The organism is Streptomyces dengpaensis (assembly GCF_002946835.1).
Taxonomy (GTDB): Bacteria; Actinomycetota; Actinomycetes; order Streptomycetales; family Streptomycetaceae; genus Streptomyces; species Streptomyces dengpaensis.
Window position 1 is genome coordinate 8,240,552 of the sequence record NZ_CP026652.1, and the last position, 20,402, is coordinate 8,260,953.

19 protein-coding genes and 2 pseudogenes are annotated in these 20,402 nt (G+C 68.0%); 8 read left to right on the plus strand and 13 right to left on the minus strand.

Annotated features, from left to right (window positions below):
• Positions 1–116 precede the first annotated feature (116 nt).
• Complete coding sequence (locus tag C4B68_RS44240) at positions 117–242, plus strand: hypothetical protein (RefSeq protein ID WP_276311616.1); 126 nt, start codon at positions 117–119, stop codon at positions 240–242.
• 187 nt (positions 243–429) lie between these two features.
• Here the strand turns inward: C4B68_RS44240 and C4B68_RS38480 are convergent, their stop codons facing one another.
• The 3 genes from C4B68_RS38480 to C4B68_RS38490 are packed head-to-tail and all read right to left on the minus strand — an operon-like array spanning position 430 to position 3,381.
• Positions 430–1,092, minus strand: a complete 663-nt coding sequence (locus tag C4B68_RS38480; protein WP_099506827.1) for a response regulator — start codon at positions 1,090–1,092, stop codon at positions 430–432.
• The gene (locus tag C4B68_RS38485) at positions 1,089–2,216 is read right to left on the minus strand and encodes a sensor histidine kinase (RefSeq protein WP_099506826.1); all 1,128 of its coding nucleotides are present in this window, start codon (positions 2,214–2,216) and stop codon (positions 1,089–1,091) included. The genes C4B68_RS38480 and C4B68_RS38485 overlap by 4 nt, the downstream gene beginning before the upstream one ends.
• Before the next feature lie 43 nt (positions 2,217–2,259).
• A complete protein-coding gene (locus C4B68_RS38490; protein ID WP_338059730.1) occupies positions 2,260–3,381 on the minus strand; it encodes an IS630 family transposase in 1,122 nt (373 codons plus the stop codon).
• Positions 3,382–3,674: 293 nt separating this feature from the next.
• Here C4B68_RS38490 and C4B68_RS38495 point away from each other — a divergent pair, with 293 nt between their 5' ends.
• Positions 3,675–4,088, plus strand: coding sequence for a DUF6223 family protein (locus C4B68_RS38495; protein ID WP_099506813.1), 414 nt, complete (start codon positions 3,675–3,677; stop codon positions 4,086–4,088).
• A 22-nt stretch (positions 4,089–4,110) separates the two neighbouring features.
• Here the strand turns inward: C4B68_RS38495 and C4B68_RS44925 are convergent.
• Both C4B68_RS44925 and C4B68_RS42580 read right to left on the minus strand, forming a co-directional pair.
• Positions 4,111–4,215 (minus strand): annotated as a pseudogene (locus C4B68_RS44925) (IS5/IS1182 family transposase); the annotation flags it as partial.
• A gap of 1 nt (position 4,216) precedes the next feature.
• Positions 4,217–4,476, minus strand: a pseudogene (locus tag C4B68_RS42580) (transposase); the annotation flags it as partial.
• Positions 4,477–4,700: 224 nt separating this feature from the next.
• Between C4B68_RS42580 and C4B68_RS44245 the strand changes: the two are divergent.
• Positions 4,701–5,060, plus strand: coding sequence for a calcium-binding protein (locus tag C4B68_RS44245; protein ID WP_276311618.1), 360 nt, complete (start codon positions 4,701–4,703; stop codon positions 5,058–5,060).
• Between the two features lie 217 nt (positions 5,061–5,277).
• Here C4B68_RS44245 and C4B68_RS38515 read toward each other — a convergent pair whose 3' ends face one another.
• Together C4B68_RS38515 and C4B68_RS38520 are read right to left on the minus strand one after the other, a co-directional pair.
• Positions 5,278–5,772 (minus strand): DoxX family protein, encoded by a 495-nt coding sequence (locus C4B68_RS38515; RefSeq protein WP_099506811.1) that lies wholly within the window; start codon positions 5,770–5,772, stop codon positions 5,278–5,280.
• Between the two features lie 184 nt (positions 5,773–5,956).
• Complete coding sequence (locus C4B68_RS38520) at positions 5,957–6,241, minus strand: EthD domain-containing protein (RefSeq protein ID WP_099506810.1); 285 nt, start codon at positions 6,239–6,241, stop codon at positions 5,957–5,959.
• A 318-nt stretch (positions 6,242–6,559) separates the two neighbouring features.
• Here C4B68_RS38520 and C4B68_RS38525 point away from each other — a divergent pair, with 318 nt between their 5' ends.
• Positions 6,560–7,126: a DinB family protein gene (locus C4B68_RS38525; protein ID WP_099506809.1), complete on the plus strand. Its 567-nt coding sequence runs from the start codon at positions 6,560–6,562 to the stop codon at positions 7,124–7,126.
• Between the two features lie 250 nt (positions 7,127–7,376).
• Here C4B68_RS38525 and C4B68_RS38530 read toward each other — a convergent pair whose 3' ends face one another.
• Positions 7,377–8,654, minus strand: a complete 1,278-nt coding sequence (locus tag C4B68_RS38530) for an IS701 family transposase (protein WP_099506808.1) — start codon at positions 8,652–8,654, stop codon at positions 7,377–7,379.
• 330 nt (positions 8,655–8,984) lie between these two features.
• Positions 8,985–9,401, minus strand: a complete 417-nt coding sequence (tnpA, locus tag C4B68_RS38535) for an IS200/IS605 family transposase (RefSeq protein ID WP_099506246.1) — start codon at positions 9,399–9,401, stop codon at positions 8,985–8,987.
• 25 nt (positions 9,402–9,426) lie between these two features.
• Here tnpA and C4B68_RS38540 point away from each other — a divergent pair, with 25 nt between their 5' ends.
• Complete coding sequence (locus C4B68_RS38540) at positions 9,427–10,650, plus strand: RNA-guided endonuclease InsQ/TnpB family protein (RefSeq protein ID WP_104880049.1); 1,224 nt, start codon at positions 9,427–9,429, stop codon at positions 10,648–10,650.
• Between the two features lie 117 nt (positions 10,651–10,767).
• Here C4B68_RS38540 and C4B68_RS38545 read toward each other — a convergent pair whose 3' ends face one another.
• The 3 genes from C4B68_RS38545 to C4B68_RS38555 all read right to left on the minus strand — a co-directional run bounded on the left by C4B68_RS38545 (position 10,768) and on the right by C4B68_RS38555 (position 13,184).
• A complete protein-coding gene (locus C4B68_RS38545; RefSeq protein WP_099506247.1) occupies positions 10,768–11,307 on the minus strand; it encodes a hypothetical protein in 540 nt (179 codons plus the stop codon).
• Positions 11,308–11,583: 276 nt separating this feature from the next.
• The gene (locus C4B68_RS38550; RefSeq protein ID WP_099506248.1) at positions 11,584–12,000 is read right to left on the minus strand and encodes an alpha-L-rhamnosidase C-terminal domain-containing protein; all 417 of its coding nucleotides are present in this window, start codon (positions 11,998–12,000) and stop codon (positions 11,584–11,586) included.
• A 185-nt stretch (positions 12,001–12,185) separates the two neighbouring features.
• The gene (locus C4B68_RS38555; protein WP_099506249.1) at positions 12,186–13,184 is read right to left on the minus strand and encodes a MarR family transcriptional regulator; all 999 of its coding nucleotides are present in this window, start codon (positions 13,182–13,184) and stop codon (positions 12,186–12,188) included.
• Positions 13,185–13,690: 506 nt separating this feature from the next.
• Here C4B68_RS38555 and C4B68_RS38560 point away from each other — a divergent pair.
• Both C4B68_RS38560 and C4B68_RS38565 read left to right on the plus strand, forming a co-directional pair.
• The gene (locus tag C4B68_RS38560; RefSeq protein WP_099506250.1) at positions 13,691–15,307 is read left to right on the plus strand and encodes an HAL/PAL/TAL family ammonia-lyase; all 1,617 of its coding nucleotides are present in this window, start codon (positions 13,691–13,693) and stop codon (positions 15,305–15,307) included.
• 302 nt (positions 15,308–15,609) lie between these two features.
• Positions 15,610–17,283: an AMP-binding protein gene (locus C4B68_RS38565; RefSeq protein ID WP_167459245.1), complete on the plus strand. Its 1,674-nt coding sequence runs from the start codon at positions 15,610–15,612 to the stop codon at positions 17,281–17,283.
• Between the two features lie 461 nt (positions 17,284–17,744).
• Here the strand turns inward: C4B68_RS38565 and C4B68_RS38570 are convergent, their stop codons facing one another.
• Positions 17,745–18,977, minus strand: a complete 1,233-nt coding sequence (locus C4B68_RS38570; RefSeq protein ID WP_099506252.1) for an FAD-dependent oxidoreductase — start codon at positions 18,975–18,977, stop codon at positions 17,745–17,747.
• 107 nt (positions 18,978–19,084) lie between these two features.
• On the opposite strand from C4B68_RS38570, the gene C4B68_RS38575 reads away from it, so the two are divergent.
• Complete coding sequence (locus C4B68_RS38575; RefSeq protein WP_099506253.1) at positions 19,085–20,311, plus strand: cytochrome P450 family protein; 1,227 nt, start codon at positions 19,085–19,087, stop codon at positions 20,309–20,311.
• Positions 20,312–20,402: the final 91 nt, after the last annotated feature.

Below are 20,402 nucleotides of genomic sequence, written 5' to 3' on the forward strand. Positions count from 1 at the left end.
TCTTCCACCGAGTTCTGCCGCTCAACATCTCGTGGTCCTGACCGGCCAGCCGTCGACAGGTATCGCTAGCGATGCCGCTGCGTGCTCGCCCATCGGTTTTCGGCTGATCGCGAACGTTGGCGCTGCCCGCCTGGCCGGACGACGCACTGACGGTGGTCGACGCGCCGACGCTCCTGGTGCCCGGCCAGGCGCCCTGGCTGACGGTGCCTGACCTGGTCGGATACCTACCTGTCGAGTTGTAGAGGACGGCAGTCGGCCGGCAGTCGTACTCGGGGCGCTCGGGCTGCTGTCGGCGGCACTGACAGAAGGGGCAGTTGCGGCCGCGCTCCTCAGCGGATGGTCGGGACAAGCAGCGTCAACCGCATCCCATTCAGGGGGCGTTCAGTAAGAGGATCATCGGCGGGCAGGCCTGCGCCCGGACCGTGGCTTTCAGGAGTTGCGCGGGGTTACCAGGCCGGATTCGTAGGCGAGGACTACGAGTTGAGCGCGGTCACGGGCGTGGAGTTTGACCATGGCCCGGTTGATGTGGGTTTTCGCGGTCATCGGGCTGATCACCATGCGGGCGGCGATCTGGTCGTTGGACAGGCCCTGCGCGACCAGGGCGACGGCCTCGCGTTCGCGGTTGGTGAGCTCTTCCAGGCCCGTGTCGGTGCCGGTGTGGAGCGGCTGGTTGACGTACCGGTTGATGAGCTTGCGGGTGATCGAGGGTGCGAGCAGGGCGTCGCCGCGTGCGGCCACTCGTACGGCGTGCAGGAAGTCTTCCGGCACGATGTCCTTGACGAGGAATCCGGCGGCGCCGGCGCGCAGCGCGTTGAAGACGTATTCGTCCATGCCGTAGTTGGTCAGGATGACGACGTGCACCCGAGCCAGGGCCGGGTCCGCGGCGATGCGCCGGGTCGCCTCGATGCCATCGATGAACGGCATCTGGATGTCGATGAGAGCGATGTCGGGCAGGTACTCCTTGGCCAGAGCCAGGCCCTCCTTCCCGTCCGCGGCCTCGGCCACCACCTCGATGTCGTCTTCGAGGTCGAGGAGCGCGCGGAATCCGCTGCGAATGAGCGGCTGGTCGTCGACCAGCAGGACACGGATCATGACGTATGGTCCACGGGAAGTTCGGCCTGGACGGTGAAGCCACGCTCGCCGCGCGGTTCCGCGCGCAGGCGACCGCCGAGAGCGGCGACTCGTTCGCGCATCCCGAGCAGCCCGATGCCCGGAGCCGGGGCGGTGTCCGGCGTGGCCTTGCCGTCGTCATCGACCTGTATGGCGAGGGCGTCCGGCCGGTAGTCGATGCGGACCGACGCCGTCGTGGCGGCGGCGTGACGGGCGATGTTGGTCAGCGACTCCTGAACGATCCGGTAGGCGGTACGGCCCACCGCGGCCGGTACATCGTGCCGCTGTCCTTCGATCGTCAGCGTCGCGTCCAGGCCGGTCCTACTTGCCCGTTTCACCAGTTCCGGGATGTGGTCCAGCCCGTGCGGCGGGGTCGTGTCGTCGTCGCGCAGCGCCTGAAGGGTCGCGCGCAGCTCCCGGGTTGCCTCACGTCCGGCCTCCTGGATTGCCAGCAGGGCCTCCGGCACCGGTTCGCCACGCTTGCGGGCCACATGGACGGCGACTTCGGACTGCACCTTGATGATGGAGATCTGGTGGGTGAGCGAATCGTGCAGCTCCCGCGCGATGTGCAGCCTCTCCTCGTCGGCGCGGTGCCGCGCGGTCTCCTCCCGGGTGCGCTCGGCTTCGTCGGCCCGCCGCTCGGCCTGCCGCAGTGCCTCACCCGCGGCGCCGGCAGCGACCAGCCAGGCGATCTCGAGGGCGCCTCGGGCCCGCGCGAACGCCTCGCCCGTGTCGTGCAGGCCCGAGGCAAGGGCCGCGAGGGGGAGAGCGGCCAGCATGGTCACGCTCGCCACCACCGTGATGGCACGGTGTCCCGCCCGTACAGCTGCGTACACCGCGAACAGGTACGCAACGGCAGGCACGTCGAAACCGGCTGCCTGGTAGCCCACCGCGCACAGCCCGGTGACGGCCAGGACGAGAACCGGAGCCCGGCGGCGCGCGGCAAGGCCCAGGCCCCCGGCCGTCAGAAGCGCGTAGCCGAGCAGGTCGAGACTCGTGGGGGAGTGCTGCGCGGACAGCCCGGTGACCAGCAGTGCCGCCGCCACGCCGAGGGCGATCGCCCAGTCACTGACACCTGCCCGGACACCCATCCGTCCAGTTCTCATGCGCGCACCCTAGTGCTGTGACCGCATAGGTTCGCCGGTTGGGTCAGGCCGCGTCGGCGAGGGCGCGTCCGCCCCAGCGGATGCCTTTCTCGCTGCGGATGCGGGCGCGTTCTTTGCGTTGGGCGGCCAGGACGTCGGGGTGGCGGGCGTTGGTGTTGCGCCAGCGCAGGTATGCGTGCAGCTCACGGGTCTGGACTGTGTGGTTCGGATGGTGGGAGTTGGCGAGGGTGAACTGCCGCAGTGGCCCGAAGTGCGCCTCGATCGGGTTGGCCCAGGAGGCGTTGGTCGGGGTGAAGCACAGCTCGACCTTGTTCTTCTGCGCCCACCGGCGGATCTTCGTGCCCTTGTGCGCGGAGAGGTTGTCCAGGATCACGTAGATCGGGGCGCCGTCCGGGCGGGCGGCCCGGACGGACTTGAGTGCGGCCAGGCTGTTGGCCGCTCCCTTGCGACGGCGGTTGACGCCCCACAAGGTGTCGTCGCCGATCGAGTAGCAGCCGTGGAAGTAGGTGACGCCGTGGGTGCGGTGGTAGGTCGCCGGGACTCGGTCGGGGCGGCCCTGCCCGGCCCAGCAGGCTCCCCCGGTGGGGCGGATGCCCAGCGGGCCGAACTCGTCAAAAGCGAATACGCGGTCGGGGAAGTTCTCCAGGACGTACTCGATCCGGTCGAGCTTGGCGTCGCGCTCAGGGTCGGTGGACTCCTTCCAGGTCTTGGTCCGCTGGAAGGTCACGCCGCGGCGGGCGAGCAGGCCGCGTAAGGTCTCGCGGCCGATTCGGATCACCCGGCCGTGGACTTTGCGCAGGTAGGCGACGAGTTTGCGCAGCGACCAGCGGGTGAAGGGCTGGCCGAGCTTGGCGGGGCGGGTGGTGGCCGTCTGGATGACGAAGTTCTCGTCGTCAGGGCTGAGCAGGCGGGGACGGCCTCCCGCCCATTGAGGGTCCAGGCAGGCCAGGCCGATCTCGTTGAACCGGTGGATCACATCGCGCACGGTGTCGTCGTCGGCCTGCACCAGCTGGGCGATCACCGGCACACGGTTCCCGCCGGCCGAGGCCAGCAGCATCATCGCCCGCCGATAGCGCACCGAACTCGTACTGCCACGGCGCACGATCTGCTGCAGACGCCGCCCCTCCTGGTCGGTCAGTCTGCGCACACGGACAGGCTCAGCCACCACGCCTCCAGCGATCAGATCGGATGTCACCGCACATCCAACCGCCACGACCACCAACCCGGCGAACCTATGCGGTCACAGCACTAGCCGGACGCTGCCTGGGGCGAGTCCCGCTCTCGGAGGAGCGGACGACTACCGCGCACGCAGTATCTCCGCGGCGCCTGCCGCGTCTGCAGGAGCCGGGTGCGGCATCGGCGGTAGCGCCCATTGCCTGCGTCCGCTGGACGACCGGCGGTGGGTCCGGCGGACATGCTCAGGCGACGTCCAGTCGTAGGAAGAGAAGGAGCACCTCAATGCCCGTTCGTCTACTTGCCGCCGCCGCTCTGTTGGGTGGTATCGAGCCTGCCGCACCGGTGGCCGCGCACGCCTCGGTCCAGCCGGTCGCCGCCAGTTTCCACGACTTCAGTCTCGGGCGACTCGGGGCCAGCACGGGCGCGCTGGTGGGGCTGGCCGGCGTGGTCATCGCCGTGCTGGCGCTGGCCCGCCCCGCCGGCCGTCTGGGCACTGCCCACGGGTCATTCGGGGCCATGGCGGCCATGGTGGCGGGGTTGATCAGCATGGCCCTCGGTGGGCTGGTCGCGGCCACCGCCGACGGCGGTATCGGCACCGGCAATGGGCTGGGCGGGGCCTACGTGGCCATGCTGGTGGGACTGATCGGCACGGCCCTCGGCGGGCTGGCTCTGACCAAATCGCGCCGCACCAGCTGACCGCGGCGAATAACTGATCGTTTCAGAATGAGGTTTTGAGGCGTCTCAAGCAGACGACGCTGCAGGCGAGTTGGAGCAAGGCGAGGTGGAGGTCGGCGCGTATCTCGTAGCGGATGCGGAGTCGTTTGCAGGCGGGGCCATACCCCGGCCTCGGTCCAGTCCCGCAGACGCCGCCAAGCCGTCACCCCACCCCACCGCAGCCGACCCGCTCCGCGGGAACGTCCCGCCGGGTCACGCTCTTGCACAGCACGTAAACGATGCCCCGCAGAGCAGCACGGTCATCGGCCGGCAGCCGCCCGGGATACCGATGCCGCCGGGGCGGACGAACTGGCAGCAGCGGGGCTGTACGAGCCCCGGCCGCTGCGCGCCCGGGATGGCGGGGAGTCAGTTCGGGCGCGGCAGGGGGCCCAGGGGCTTCGGCGGTGCGGCTGGGTGGGCGGTCGGGGAATGTCGGGGGTTTGGGGCGGCGTGGGGGGCGGGGGTGGCCGTGGTGGTGTTACCGGGATGGGAGCTGCGGTGGGGTCTGGTGACTGCCTCTCGCCGCAGGCAGGGGCGTATCCGCTGGTCCTGTCGCGGTGGATGTCTGGCGAGTGATGAGGAGAGGCATTGAACGTGGATCAGAGCCTGGAGCACGGCCATGTTGCCGCCATCGTGGAGTGCACCGCCGTGGCAGGCAGCGGCGGGAACGACCTGGTGTGCGCAGGCACCGGCAACGAAGCACTACGGGTCGGTACGGGCAATGACCGTATCGAGGGCGGGCCCGGCAACGACCGTCTCACCGGTGGTGCGGGCAACGACACCCTGTCCGGCGGGCCCGGCAACGACCAGCTCACCGGCGGCAGGGGCGACGACACCCTCGGCGGCGGCGACGGCAACGACAGCCTCGACGGCGGAGCGGGACGCAACACCAGCAACGGCCGACCGGGAGCTGACAGGTGCACCCGCCTCGGCACGGGCCCGGGCTGTCCCTGAGGAACAGCCCCGACACGCACGGCCCCGAGCAGACCCCACCACACTCCATCCGCGCCCGGTGGCCCGGTGGATTGAGGCTTAAGAGCGCGCGATTGAGGCTGCCTGAAGACCGCCCCACCAAGTTCCAGCGTGCCGTACGCGCCCGGCGTGGGACGTGGCCCGCGAGATCCTCGGCGACGACGCCTGACATGCGAACGTTTGACTTACGAACGCTCCGTCAGCACCGGCTCGCAGCCTCCAACTGCCGCTGCTGGGCAAGCCGCGCATCCAGTGACCAGGCGCCCGCGCCGACAAGAAGCAGGAACAGGCTGCCGCACAGCTGGGCCAGGTCGGTGCGGGACTCGTGGACGAAGTCCCACCAGCCGGACTCGCCGTCGAACAGCGGTGCATCGCCCCATAGGATCGGCAGCTTGGTGATCAGCAGCGCGCCGATCATGTTCACGATCATCGGCACGGCAGCGAGCCGGACGGCGAGCCCTGCCAGGATCAGCGCCCCGCAGGCGATCTCGAACACCCCGTCCAGGGGCGCGAAGAAGCCGGGCGCGGGGATGCCCGCCTTGTCGAACCGGCCGGTGCCCAGGTCGTCGGGGTAGAGGAATTTCTGGATGCCTTCGAAGAGGAAGACAGCGCCGACGTAGAAGCGGATCAGGATCGTCGAGGCGGGCGCACTGGTGGTGGCCAGCTTCGCCTGCCAGCTGCCGAGCTGCGTCATATGAGGGTGCCCGTCTGCCTTTTCGAAAGATGTACCGGGTGCCGATATCCTCCCGCGAGGCACAGGGCACCGGCGGTTCACGTCTCCTCGATGCGCTGCCGCTGCATCCGCCGCCGCTCGCCGGGCGCGCCCCCTGGCGGGCCCGGCGGCGCGCAGTATCGGCTCGGTGGCCTGAGCGTCTTTCCTAGGCGGAAGCCACGACCTGGCCGGACATGACCTGCGGAGGGTTGGGGAGGAGCGAAGCGAGGTTGTCCCGCACAAAGACCGCTGCTTTCTTGATCGATTCCTCGGCCCCCGCCTCGCTTTCGAAGACGCTGGTCGAGATCATGACTCCGTTCCCGGCGTCGACCCAGTAGTAGGCCAGGAGACCGGGGATCTGACGGATGAGCGGCACGAATTTCTCGTTCACCCGACGCCCTGCCTCGGCCGGGTCGGTCACCCCTTCGTATCGTCTGACGGCTGCGTACACGGCTGTTCTCCTCACAAGTCCGGGGCATCTGCTGCGGAGACGCCCTACCCCTGCGACGTGTGCTCCGCTCGCGAGTCGTCCGGCTATCACTGGAAGGGTCCGGCCGGTGGTCCGAATGGCGGCCTCTGCTGATGACCCGGGCCGGACCGCTGTCCCGAGGCGCGATGCCGGCGCGTGAAGAGAGAGCTGCTGTTCGCCGCCCTGGATATCGCCACCGGCCAGGTCACCGGCGCGTGCACGCCAGATCCTCAAGAACGCCATCCGTAATGAACACTTCAAACGAAAAGCGCTGGCGAGCATGGGGCCTCACGGACGAGCATGGCACGCATGAGTGACCAACCCGCACGTTGGAGCCAGGCAACCGTCTACCCCGACATGTGGGTTGACCCGGACAACGACCCCCGCCACAGCGAAGGAGCCAGTCCCGACGGCGAGCTTGCGACGCTGCTGGACTTTCTGACGGGCTACCGCATGACGCTGCGGATGAAGTGCGAAGGCCTGGATGCGGAGCAACTGGCCCGTCGGTCGGTTCCGCCGTCGACGATGTCGCTGCTCGGCCTGCTTCGGCACCTCGCCGAGGTGGAACGGGACTGGCGCAACTGGATCAGCGACGGTGATCCGTTGCCGAAGCTGTACGGCGATGACGGGGACTTCGACGGAGCCGTCGCCGAGCAGGCCGAGGTCGACGCCGCGTACTCCGATCTGGCGCGCGAGCAGGCCGCGACCGACGCCGCGCTGGCCGAGCACCCGGATCTGAGCGAGCGTGTGGGGAAGGACGGGATCGCAGTTCGGGAGCTGATGGTGCACAGAGTCGAGGAGTATGCCCGTCACTGCGGGCATGCCGACCTGTTGCGCGAGTGCATCGACGGAAGGGTGGGCCAGTGACGAGGGCCGGCGGGTTGCATCCGCCGCCGGGGGCGCAGCAGGATTGCGGTGAACGACAATTCGGCTTGGACGCCCCTCACAATCCAGCCAGGCTGTCTCAGTAGTTGAAGCGCGAGCGCACTGCAAATCAACTTAACTCGCGCAGCACTAGTAGGACTCCGTTAGGTTGCTCTGGTTCTTGGGATTGGGCTGGTGGTAGACGTTCGAGGCAGGGGGCGGTGGCAGGTGGTGCAGGTGCCGGTCCAGCAGTTCAGCAGGTCCTGGATGGCGTCGAGGGTCTGGTAGAGGGTGAGTCCGCTGTAACGGCTTTTGGGGCCAGGCGCTGTTCGGTGAGGAATGCGTGGGCGGCGGTGACCAGGGTGACGTGGTGATGCCACCCCGCCCAGGAACGGCCCTCGAAGTGGTCCAGGCCGAGGCCGTACTTGAGTTCCCGGTAGTCGTGCTCGATGCGCCAGCGGATCTTCGCCAGGCGGACCAGCTCGGCGATCGGGGTGCCGACGGGCAGATCAGCGAGCCAGTAGTCGGTGGGTGCTTCGGCGCCGTCTGGCCATTCGACCAGCAGCGTCACTTCGGGCAGGACACCGTCCCAGTGGCCGTGTTCGGCGGTGGCGGCGGCCTGGGCCAGACGGCGGGCCCTGACCCCGGCCGGCCGCGCCCGCAGTGCCAGAAAGCGCGAGCGCATCGGCCCGCGGGAGCCTTCACGCCAGGTGACCTTGGTGAACGACTGCCGTCCGTGGCTCATCGCCAGCGCGGACACCGAGGACGGCTTGTGCCGGTAGCGGGGCTGCGGCCTGCGGCCGTTTCCGGAACACGCCGGGGCGGTGGGCCGCGCGTCGTGCGGGTGGACGGTCACGTCCGAACGGATGGCCACGACATATCCGATGCCCCGCTCGCTCAGGCCGTCGCGGAAGTCGGCATTCTGACCGTAGCCGGCATCGGCCACCACCACCGGCGGCACCAGACCCCACCCGGCCAGCTCGTCGAAGGTGTCCAGGGCCAGGCGCCACTTCTCCCGGTGCCCGACCTCCAGCGGCATCCCGGTCTTCTGCCGCCGTCCGGCATCGTGCGCCCACTCCTGGGGCACGAACAACCGCCACTGCAGCGGACAGGACGCGGTGTCGGAGACCGCGTGCACGCTCACCGCGACCTGGCAGTTGGCCTGCTTGCCCAGCGCCCCGCAGTACTGAGGCGCGACCGCCACCGACATCTTCCCGTCCTTGGGAAACGACACATCATCGACCGCCCAGGCATCCGGACCGATCTGCGGCACCATCCGCTCCGCGATCCGCCGCCGCACCGGCAGCGGATCCCAGGTCGACTGGTTCACGAACTGCTGCAGGTTCTGCTCGTTGCCGTCCGGCAGCCGCTCCGCCATGGCCTGGACGGACTTGCGCCGCCCGTCCAGCATCAGCCCCCGCAGATAGCAGTCACTCTTCGCCCGCTGATCCTTGCGAGGCACCGACGCGAACACGTCAGCCACGAATAACGCCAACTTCGCCCGAGCACGGTTCACTTCATGTGCATCCACACCTCCAACATGCCCCCAAACAGGACCAAGAGGAAGACCTAACGGAGTCCTACTAGGCCGTGTTGGAAGTCGGCTTTGTCGGCAGTTATGCCCGTCTGGGGCGGGTGCGAGGGTGAACCACGCCCCAGACGGGAGGCGTCACAGCTGCCGGTAGTAGACGGCTACCGGAATTCATTCGCAGTGCATCGGCCTTCAGGCCGGTGGTGAAGCGAATCTGACAGTGGCGACGCGGAGCGTCGCAGACTCAGGTCCGGCAGCGCCGGACACCGCAGTGCTTCGCCTGCGGCGCGGAGCTTCGCGAGTGCTTCTCCCGGCGGAGCCGGGCAGTGCTCACACCGGCCGGTTCTGCTGTTCGATGTACTGCCGGACCACGGAGAGCGGGGCGCCGCCGACGGTTCCGGCGAAGTAAGACCCGGACCAGAGCTTGTTGGCCCGCCAGTAGTGGCGCACCAGGTCGGGGAACTCCTGGCGCAGGCGGCGGGAGGAGACACCCTTGAGGGAGTTGACCAGCTTGGTCACGGCGACCTTGGGCGGGAAGTTCACCAGCAGGTGGACGTGGTTGTCCTCGCCGTTGAACTCCACCAGCTCGCACTCGAAGTCGCCGCAGACCGACTGCATGATCTCCTCCATGCGTGTCAGATGAGCGTCAGTGAACACCTTGTGCCGGAACTTGGTCACGAAAACCAAGTGCACATGCATCACGAAAGCACAGTGCCGGCCAGTTCTGATCTCCTGCATCTCACCCATAACCCAAGTATGTAGGGTGACGGTCATGCAGCTCAGGTACAGCTTTCGCCTGTACCCGGATCCCGGCCAACGCACCGCGTTGGCGAAGGCGTTCGGGTGCGCCCGTGTCGTGTTCAACGACGCGGTGCGTGCCCGTGAAGACGCCCGTAAAGCCGGGCAGCCGTTCCCGAAGGCCGGGGAGCTGTCCACGCGCCTGATCACCGAGGCCAAGCGGACCACCGGGCGGTCCTGGCTGGGCGAGGTCTCCGCGGTGGTGCTCCAGCAGTCCCTGCGGGACGCCGAGACCGCATACCGCAACTTCTTCGCCTCCCTCAAGGGCACCCGCAAAGGCCCCAGGACCGGCCCACCCCGCTTCAAGTCCCGCAAGGACGCCCGGCAGTCGATCCGCTTCACCGCCAACGCCCGCTGGAACATCACCGACAACGGCCGTCTGAACCTGCCGAAGATCGGCGCGGTCAAGGTGAAGTGGTCCCGCACACTGCCCGCCACCCCCACCTCCGTCACCGTCATCAAGGACGCGGCCGGACGGTACTTCGCCTCCTTCGTCATCGACACCGACCCCGCCGCCGACGCGACACGGATGCCCGAAACCCAGCACACCATCGGCATCGATCTCGGCCTGACCCACTTCGCGGTCCTGTCCGACGGCACGAAGATCGACTCCCCTCGGTTTCTGCGCCGCACGGAGAAGAAGCTGAAGAAGGCCCAGCGGGAGCTGTCCCGCAAGCAGAAGGGATCCAAGAACCGGGCCAAGGCCCGCCTCAAGGTCGCCCGCGCCCACGCCAGGGCCACCGACGCACGCCGCGAGTTCCACCACCAGCTCTCCACGAAGCTGATCTGCGAGAACCAAGGGATCGGCGTGGAGGACCTGTCGGTGGCGGGACTGGCCCGCACGAAGCTGGCCAAGTCCGTGCACGACGCCGGATGGGCATCGTTCATCAGCATGCTGGAGTACAAAGCAGAACGGTACGGCCGCACCCTGGTCAAGATCGGCCGGTTCGAGCCGACCTCCCAGACCTGCTCCACCTGCGGCGTCAAGGACGGACCCAAACCCCTCGACGTCCGGGAATGGACCTGTACCGCCTGCGGCACCGTCCACGACCGCGACCACAACGCCGCACTCAACGTGAAAACGGCCGCCGGACTGGCGGTATCAGCCTGCGGAGCGCCGGTAAGACCAGGAGCAATCCCGGCACAGCGCGAAGAAACAGGAAGCCACGGACTCCCGACCGAACCCCGTGCCGCGTAGCGGCACAGCAACGATCGAGAAGGCCAGAATCCTCGCCCATCAGGGCGAGGAGCAAGTCAACGCCCGAACAAGCGCCCCAAGGGCCGCACCGGAGGGCCCGCCCAAATCCCCGGTGCGCTAAAGCCCGGCCCCGGCCCCGTCCACGTTCCATTCCCGCGGCAGTGCCTCATCGCAGAGGGCGCAGATGAAGTCCTCCTCCCGAACGATGTTCAGCTGACCGCAGGCGGGACAGCGCCGGAACACCACCTCGCAGGTGAAGCCGGGAGGATGCTCGATCCCGGCTGCGTCCAGAGCGCCCGCGACGGCCGACCACGAGCTGATGTCCGGGCAGTATCCCGTCGACTGGTTACTCACCTCACCGACCACCCACTGCCCGGACTCCTTGCGGAAACTCATCTCCCCAGCACCCAGAACGGGGCCACCACCAGCACACACCACGTGCTCGCTCCGGCGCGGCGCGAGCCGCAGCACACCCGCCGAGTCGACAACGAACGTGAAAGGCTCGGCCAGCTCCACCGCTGCCAGAGCCGAAGCCCAGTCGACGAAGTCCGCCGCCGAGTGGATACTTCGGCCCTCAGCCTCCGGCCGGACAAGGGCCCGCAGATCAGGCGGCCCCACATATCGATACCTCCGCCCCAGCAAGCTCACGCTGGCCAACCTAGCCCCCGCCGGAGGCCAGGGCCTGGGGAATTACGTGAACTTGCCCCTGGGGGATGCGCGATCGCCAGCGGATCCTGCAGCCAAAGACCAGCGGTGACCCAACTGACGCTGCACATTGCTCCGTCCAAGCACCGGGGGAACATCGCGTCCGGGCACCGGCATGACGTGCTGGGCTTCGAGGCAGTGATGGGTTGGCCGTCCGGTGCCGCGGACCGGCACCGGACGGCCCGGAGCAACTGTCTGGTGTCCCGGCTGCGTTCTGCCCGCGTACGGTCAGCCAGACTCGGCCATCGCGGCGAACTCCCACGTGCCATGTGGCACGCGGTAGACAACTTGGCCGGGCTCTGACCGCACGAACTCCGCCCCGTGCGGCGCGGCCGTGTTGTGCCGCTGGGCTGCTGGCACATGGACTTCGGCCTTCGCGCCCACCGGCACCTCGACCGTGAGACGCAGACGGTCCCCGGAGCGGGCCCAGTCGACCGAAGCCCTGCCCCTCATTGTCCGGATCGACGTACGTGCCCAGTCCACTCCTGTACGGGCGTCAGGGCGCACGGTGATGGTGCGGTAGCCCGCGTTGTTCGGACAACGCTGCAGGCAGGCGGGCATCCGCCCGTCCGCCGCCCGGACCGGCACCTGCTTCGACGGCGCAGTGATCGAGAGCTTCTTCGCCTTCCCGGAGACGGAGCTCATCGGTCCGCACGGTCTTCCGCACACGTCGTGACGCACAGCAGGAGCTTTTGATCAGCTGCCCGCGCGCACGCTGCTGCATGGAACGCAAGCTCGCCCGTGTCCTTTGGGCTGGAGCAACTCCACCTGCTGCGATGGACCAACAGCCCTGCAAACCAGGGAGTTATGGGCGAGAGCTCCCTGGGGTCTCAGCCTGCCCCTGGTGTGTCGAGGAGTGCCTGGCCGAGGGGGGTGAGGCTGTGACGCACGGAGTTTCGGTGGCGGAGGGAGCGGATCAGTCCGGCTTCGCGGAGAATGGTTGCGTGTTCGCTGGCGCTTGCGGCTGCGATACCTGCACGAGCGGCCAATTCCTTGGTGGAGCAGCCTTGGTGCTCTGCGATGGTGGTCAGCACCACAGTGCGCGTCCGCCCTAGAAGCGTCGACACACCGGGGGAGCGCCTGTGGCCAGGCGCGGAAGCAGGGGCGGTGAGCTCATGGGGGTGCTGGTCCTGGGAGGCGGGATAGCTCACGGACACGGGCTGGCTGTCGGTGACTATGGTGCGTGTGCCGAATATTGACGGAATGAGGAGGATGCCTTGCCCCTCCAGGTAGAGGTCACGCTCGGCTCCGTTTGCCATTCGGACTTCCAGAACTGGCGGATTCCATCGCATCCACCGGGGGTTGGCCTGGGTCAGCAGCTGATCGACGCCGCCGGTGAGTATGTGCTGTAGGCGCAGGGCTTGGTCGACTGCCAGGTGTTCCGTGAATTGGGTCCAATGTGGGGCCAGCAGGAAGGTGTGGAGATGGCCGAGCCCCGTGCAGAGCTCGGCAAACAGAGATGGATCGTCTGCTAGGTCGCGTGCCCACGCGGGCAAGGAAGGGTGATGCAGTGCTGTTTCAAGTACATCCGACCTGACGCGTTCGCGAGGTGTGGCGCGTACCTGTTCCAGGAGTTCCTCGATAGTGCCCGCTTTCGTGGGGCTGAGGAAGTTGGGTGAGGATCCCACGGTCGGCATCAGGGCCAGGGCCATGCGGGCTTGGGCAGACAGCTGTGTGCGAGCACGGTGTCGCCAGGCGTCGAGCCGGGCCGGCTGACTGCGGCTTTGCAGGGCTCGCGCCGCAAGTTCCAGCTCATGCAGCGGCATCGGCGCCTCGGCTACACGTGTCCGGGCCAGATCCTGAACCGTGAAGTGTATGCGGTAGGCCATGGCGGTCTGGGCGGAATCCTTTCGGAATGTCGTTCTTCGGGTCAGCCCGAATCAGGTCGCCATCGTATCGAGCCAAGGAGAAGCTGGATCCGCCAGCCTGCATGTATGGCACAGCGAGGTGTCATGTTGCGGCACGGTGCGGTGGCCCGCGCCCACCGCGGTGTAGGCGCACCTTCAACCTGCGCCCGCTCGGGGCGCAGAGAGGGTGTCATGGATGCTCGTCGATTCCGGTGGACGGCGCGAGGGCATTCATGCCGGCCGAAGAGGAGTTTCCGAGTGACTGCCCCTGGAATCGTGCTCACGTAAAGGCCCGTTGACGGTGCCACCCAGGGGTACGTGGCCCTCCAGCCCACCGGTGCGTTTGGTGGGCCACGCTGACCGCCAACGACGACGGACGAGTCTCCGCAGTGGGGACCTTTCCTGCCCTCGCGAGGGTCCCGTGCTCAAACTCCCGTCGTGCCCGCTGTTACACGGAATCCGTATTTCTTGCACAGTGAAAGAGGACCATGATGCACAACGCCTCTCCGGTCGAGATGCCTGAACTCCACCTCGACGGTCACAATCTGGGCATGGATGAGGTCTACAGGCTTTCCACGATGAGGGAAGGGGCGAGGCTGGACCTGGCGGAAGACGCGGTCCTGCGTATGAAGAAGTCCCTTCAGGTCAAGGATGACCTCATCGCATCGGGGATACCCATCTATGGCGTCACCACGGGCTTCGGTGACAGCAGCAGCCGGCAGATCAGCCCCGAGAAGACGGTGGCTCTGCAGCGGAATCTGCTGCGGTTCCTGCGTGTGGGCACCGGGCCGGTGGCACCTGAGGAAGTCATTCGCGCGACCATGGTGATACGTGCCAACAGTGCCGCCCGAGGTCACTCCGCCATCCGGCAGGAGCCTATCCGCCTCATTCTGGACATGCTGCGCCACGGCATCCTGCCGCAGATCCCGGAGCGGGGCTCGGTGGGTGCCAGCGGCGACCTGGCCCCGCTGAGCTACTTGGCGGCGTCGCTCACCGGCGAAGGCGCCGTCACCTATCGGGGTGAGCGGATGCCGGCCGCCGAGGCCCTGCGCGCGGCTGGTCTGCAGCCGGTGGAACTGCAGGCCAAGGAAGGCCTCGCCCTGGTCAACGGTACTTCTTTCATGTCCGCCTATCTGACACTGGCGTTCACCGAGGCACGCGAACTCGCCTGGTGTGCCGAACTGTGCACGGCACTGGCTGCCGAGGTGCGCAGGAGCAGCAGGGACCAGTTCACCGCGTTCCCGCACATCAACAAGCCGCATCCGGGCCAGATGACCAGTGCCGAGAACATCCGGCAGATCCTTGAAGGATCCGCCCTGATCGGCACGGACGCCGATCTCCGGGGAGACGGCATAAGTGAGGGCGCCACCTACCTGGAACTCGAACGCGGTATCCAGGACCCCTACTCCATCCGTTGCGCCCCCCACGTGATCGGCGTGCTGCGCGACACCCTGCAGTGGACCGAGCAGTGGATCACCAACGAGATCAACTCCTCCAACGACAACCCACTCTTCGACGCAGAGTCGTTCAGCGTCCACAACAGCGGCAACTTCTACGGCGGCCATGTGGCCCAGGCCGCCGGTGCGCTGGCCGCCACTGTTGCCAGTGTGGGTGACCTCCTGGACCGACAGGTCCAGCTGCTGGTGGACCCGAAGTTCAACCTGGGGCTTCCGGCGAACCTCATCGCCCCGGTCGAGGCCGCCGATCCGGCGGCCGGACTGCACCACGGCTTCAAGGGCGCGCAGATCGCGTCCTCCGCTCTGACCGCTGAAGCACTCCATCTGACCATGCCGGTCAGCTCCTTCTCCCGGTCGACCGAGGCGCACAACCAGGACAAGGTCAGCATGGGCACCATCGCCGCCCGGCACGCCAGGACTGCCGTCCACCTGATCAGCGAGGTCACCGCGATCCACCTGGTGGCACTCTGCCAGGCCGCGGACATCATCGGCGCGGACAGGCTCGGCCCCCTCACCGCCCGTGCCCACACCTACCTGCGCAGCACCGTCCCCTTCGTCCAAGAGGATCGCCCCTTGGACGAAGAGTTCCAGCAGATCGCCAAGCTGCTCATCGACGGCTCCCTCCGCCGCGAGGTCATGGCCAGTTGACCGCAATGACGCTTGATGTCAAGCGGTGCGGGATGGGCGTGATGTGACCAAGGCGGTCGCTTCGGCGTGGAGGTTTCGGGGTTTGAGGCATCCATAGACGATGCCTACGAGGCGGTCGCCGACCTGTCTGAGGCGGCCCTCCAACCGGCCTTACGACGGGCGCTGCTTGGTGTAGCGGCGGCGGGCGCCGGCAAGCTCCGCAGGGCGGAATAGAAGGTTCATCAAGCCCGGCCCGGAATTGATTGGCCGAGGAATCACATTAGATCGTCGGCGGGCGGGGCTGCGAGATGGGGAGTGTAAAGATGATCTTGTCCGAACTGAGGCCCAGTGAGGACGCGGTACGGAAATATCGCGCCGCGGGGGTCTGGCGGAACGAAGGCCCGCTGGCGGACTTGCAGAAGTGGCGAGACGAAACACCGGAAGCCATCGCGGTGATCGCTTACCGTGCCGGAACGGGCGTGCGCCGACTTACGTACCGGGAATTCGGCGACTACGTCGAGCGGTTCGCCGCGGCGCTGCATGAGCTCAACGTCGGGCCAGGGCAGGTCGTCGCGATGCAGTTGCCCAACTGGTGGGAGGTAAGCGCGCTGCTGCTGGCCTGCGCACGAGTCGGGGCGGTCGTCGCACCCGTCATGATGTCCATCGGCCCACGCGAGCTGGAACGCATCCTGTCGCGACTGGACGCCGGCGTGTGCGTCACGGTCGACCAGTGGGGTGACGTGCGGTACGCGGACGCGGTGGCCGAGATGGCGCCCCGCCTGCCGAAGCTGCGGCACCGAGTGGTCATCAGCGGGGGCAATACCTCCGAGGACGTGGTGAACTTCGGCCGCCACTTCGAGGACACACCGCGGGAGCGACAGCCCGGGACGCTTCCGGGGGTGCCCGCCGAAGACCCGGACCGGGTGGCCGTGGTCCTGTTCACCTCAGGAACCTCCGGCGAGCCCAAGGGCGTGCTGCACACCTTCAACACGCTCTACGCCGGAGCCTCGGCGATAGCCCACGCGGAGGGGCTGGACACCCGAGACCGGTTCTTCACCACCCAGGCACTGACCCATATCTTCGGGTTGATGTACAACATCATGATCCCGCTGCTGGTCGGTGGCGCCTCCGTGCTGTCCGACGTCTGGGACCCCAAGGGTGCGCTGGACATCGTCGCCGAGAGCGAGACCACCGTCCTGGCGGGAGCACCGCCGTTCGTCACCGCGCTTGTCACCGCTGCCCAGGTGGAGCCCCGGTCGGCGCTCTCGCCGCGCATGGTGCTCAGTGGCGCCACCACGGTTCCCGGCCAGTTGGTTGCCTCTGTTCCGCAGACCTGGGGGGTGCCGCTGCGAACCCTTTGGGGAATGACCGAGGTACCCGGTCACACCTGGACCCGCCGTGACGATCCGCCGCTGTGGGGCTCGCAGAGCGACGGCAAACCAGGAGCCGGACTGGAACTCGACTTCCGGTCCGACACCGACACCCCGCTCACCGCCGAGCAGCCGGCCCGGCTCTTCGTCCGTGGTGGCGGTGTGTGCCTGGCGACTTTCGGCCGGGACAGCGGTCGACTGCGGGTGACGGCCGACGTGGACGACGGCTGGTATGACACCGGTGACCTGGCGATTCCGGACGGTCGAGGGGGCCTGCGCATCATCGGCCGGACCGCGGACCGTATCGGCGGCTCCTTCATGATCCCGATCAATGACGTCGAGACGGAGCTGCTCGCGCACTCCGATGTCCATGATGTCGCCCTCGTCGGCTACCTGGATGACCGGGGCAATGAACTCGCCTGCGCGGTCGTCGTTCCCGGTGCGGCCACACCCACTCTGGCCGGTCTGCGGGAGTTCCTGACAGCCCGCGGCATGACCGAGTGGTACCAGCCCAGTCGGCTCGAACTGGTGACAGAACTGCCGCGCAACGCCACCGGAAAGGTCCGTAAAGACCTTCTCCGCTCCCAGGTGAAGGACGGCCGCATGGTTGACCAACTGACGGTGTGACGCCTGGTGGTGAGGAGTGGCGGCGCCGGGCGAGCGGTCAGGGGGGTGACCGCCCGTCCCGCCGCCCGTCACCGCCAGGCGGAAGCCACGAGCAGACACGCCGGCATGCCGGGCTTGCTGTGACAACCGTTGCAATGGCACGTACGCCTTCGCGTCGGTGGCCATTGCTTACATCGCGCCACTGGGTATTCGGAGGATCCAGGCGGTTCGCGAACGATGGCCAAGGCGCTGCGAAACCTTGAATGATGTTCACCTGCTGGGCGTGGTCGATGAACTGTTCCGCAGAACTGTAATCGCCGTGATCCGAAGATAAGCGGATCGGAGTCAAGTGTGCACCTTCGGCAATCTTCACTGACCTTTCTCGATCGCCGTGATGATATCGACGGCCCCCTTCCTGCGCGGTCCGGCGCAAGGTTCACACCGCCCACCCAGGGACCGCCTCGCAAAGCCGTGCGGGCGGTTCACCGTACTGATTCGGCGGGTGGGCGTTCGCGCAGGGCGCCATAGCCGATGAAGTACGCCGGTACGCGTTTGAGCCACGGTGAGGTGGTAAGCAGGTTGCTCATGCGCTGTGCCCGCCTCGTATTGCCGAAGGGCGGGCGTCCGGCCAGTACCGGCGCGATGACCCGGGCGTGCGCGAACCGCTGCAGTGCCTGCGTCAATGCCGTGGTGGGCCACCGGCGCCGCTGGATGGCGCGGACGTCCCGCAGGCCGACCACCCCCTTGCGGAGTGGTTCGACCAGATGGCGGGCTGCGGCGACCGCGTCTTCGACGGCGAGGTTGATGCCGATGCCGAAGACCGGTGACATGGCGTGTGCCGCGTCGCCGATGCACAGCAGTCCCGGACGGTGCCAGCGCCGAAGGCGGTCGAGCCGTACGTCGAGCATCTTCACCTCGTCCCACGACCGCAGGGCATGCGCCCGGTTGCCGAGCCAGGGCACGGCGGCGGAGAAGTCGGCCATGAACTGCTCGAGGCCGGCGGCGCGGCGTTCGGCGTTGCTGCCTTTGGCGATCAGTGCGGCGCACTGCCAGTACTCGCCACGGTCGATCATCGCGGTGAGGAAGCGGTTGCCGACGCCTCCCACCAGCCCGTGCGGGTCGCTGTCGTGGCGCGGCAGCCGGAACCACCAGGCGTCCATAGGGCACGTGAACTGCCGCAGCCCCAGTTCGGGCCGCGAGCGGACCAGAGAGGTCCGTCCGTCGCAGGCCACTGTGAGGGTGGCCCGCAGTTCGCCGCTGCGACCGTCGGACATGCGGTACCGCACCCCGGTGACCCGTCCGCGCTCCACCAGCAGGGACGTCGCTTCGGTGTTCATCCGCAGCGAGAAGGACGGTTCCTTGCGGGCCTCGTCGGCCAGCAGGTCGAGCAGGTCCCACTGCGGCACCATCGCCACGTAGTTGTACGGGCCCGGCAGCGCGCTGATGTCCGAGACGGTGATCAGCGCACCGTCCGTGCCGAGCGGCAGCTGGACCCGGGTCACCCGGCGCTGCTCGAGGCGGGCGAAACGCTCGGCCAGGCCGAGGTCGTCCAGCAGTGCCAGGGTCGAGGGATGGACCGTGTCGCCGCGGAAGTCCCGCAGAAAGTCGCCGTGCTTTTCCAGGACCGTGACGGCCACGCCGGCCCGCGCCAGCAGCAGGCCGAACACCATGCCCGCCGGGCCGCCGCCCACCACGCAGCACGTTGTCCGCTCCATCGCAGTCCTTCCCCTCAGTGACATCCACGACCAGAACCAATAGGGCGTATACCCTCAAAGGCGAACATTTTCGCCGTGTGGGTTCGAGACGCCCCCTTGGAGGCCCGATGAACGAGCACCCGGTCCTTCTGCCCTACACCGATCCGGCCTTCGCAGCGGATCCCTTCCCGTTTTACCGGCGCTTGCGCGATGACGGCCCGGTACGGCGGGCCGTCATCGCCGGCGGTCTTGAGGCATGGCTGGTCACCCGCTACGAAGACGGCCTCGCCGCCCTGTCCGACCCACGGCTGAGCAGCGACGTCCGCGACGCCTCGGACCCCCGGCTCCTGGAGCGGCTGCCCGCCACGGAGCGCGAGTCGATGCTGCGCACCATGCTCCGCTGCGACCCGCCCGACCACACCCGCCTGCGCCGCCTGGTCTCCAAGGCGTTCACCGCCCGCAGAGTTGCCGAACTGCGCCCCCGTATCCAGGAGATCACCGACCAGCTGCTCGATGAGGTCGTGCCCGCCGGCAAGGCCGATCTCATCGAGGACTTCGCGCTCCCGCTGCCCGTCACGGTCATCGGCGAACTGCTCGGAGTACCCGCCACCGACCGGCACGACTTCCAGCGGTGGACCGACGACATGATCCTCCAGGGAGCCGAGCCCCCGGACCCGGCCCGGATCGACCGGGCGTGGCAGCAGATGCGCTCCTACCTGACCGGACTCCTTGAAAACAAGCGGGCCCACCCCGGCAACGACCTGCTCAGCGCGCTGATCACCACCCGCGACGAGGAACACCGGCTGGACGAGGACGAGCTGATCGCCATGGCTTTCCTGCTGCTGGTGGCCGGATACATCACCACGGTCAACCTGATCGGCACCGGCATCGCCCACCTGCTCGCCCACCCCGACCAGCTGCACCAGCTGCGGGATGATCCCGGCCTGCTGCCCGCTGCGATCGAGGAGTTCCTGCGCTACGACGGACCGGTCAACCCCGGCATCGCCCGGTTCGCGCGCGAGGACGTCACCATCGCCGGAGTGAGCATCCCCCGCGGAGCGACCGTGCTGGTCGCCTCCGCCATCGCCGACCGCGACCCGGCGCAATTCCCGGACCCCGACCGCCTGGACATCACCCGGCAGGACAACGCACACCTCGCCTTCGGACACGGCATCCACTACTGCCTGGGAGCGCCGCTGGCCCGGCTCGAGGGCCAGATCGCCATCGGAACCGCCCTGCGCCGCCTGCCCCACCTCAGCCTGGCCGTGCCGCCCGACGCACTGCGATGGCGCTCGGGCGGCCTGCGCGGCCCCGAACAACTGCCCGTCACCTTCACCCCCGGCGACACCGCCTGAAGCCGACAGCGGTGGCCAGCCGCCGCACACCCACTCCACGCCGGCCGCCGCACACCCACCGCCCGGAGCCACCAGCTACTTGACCGGTGGC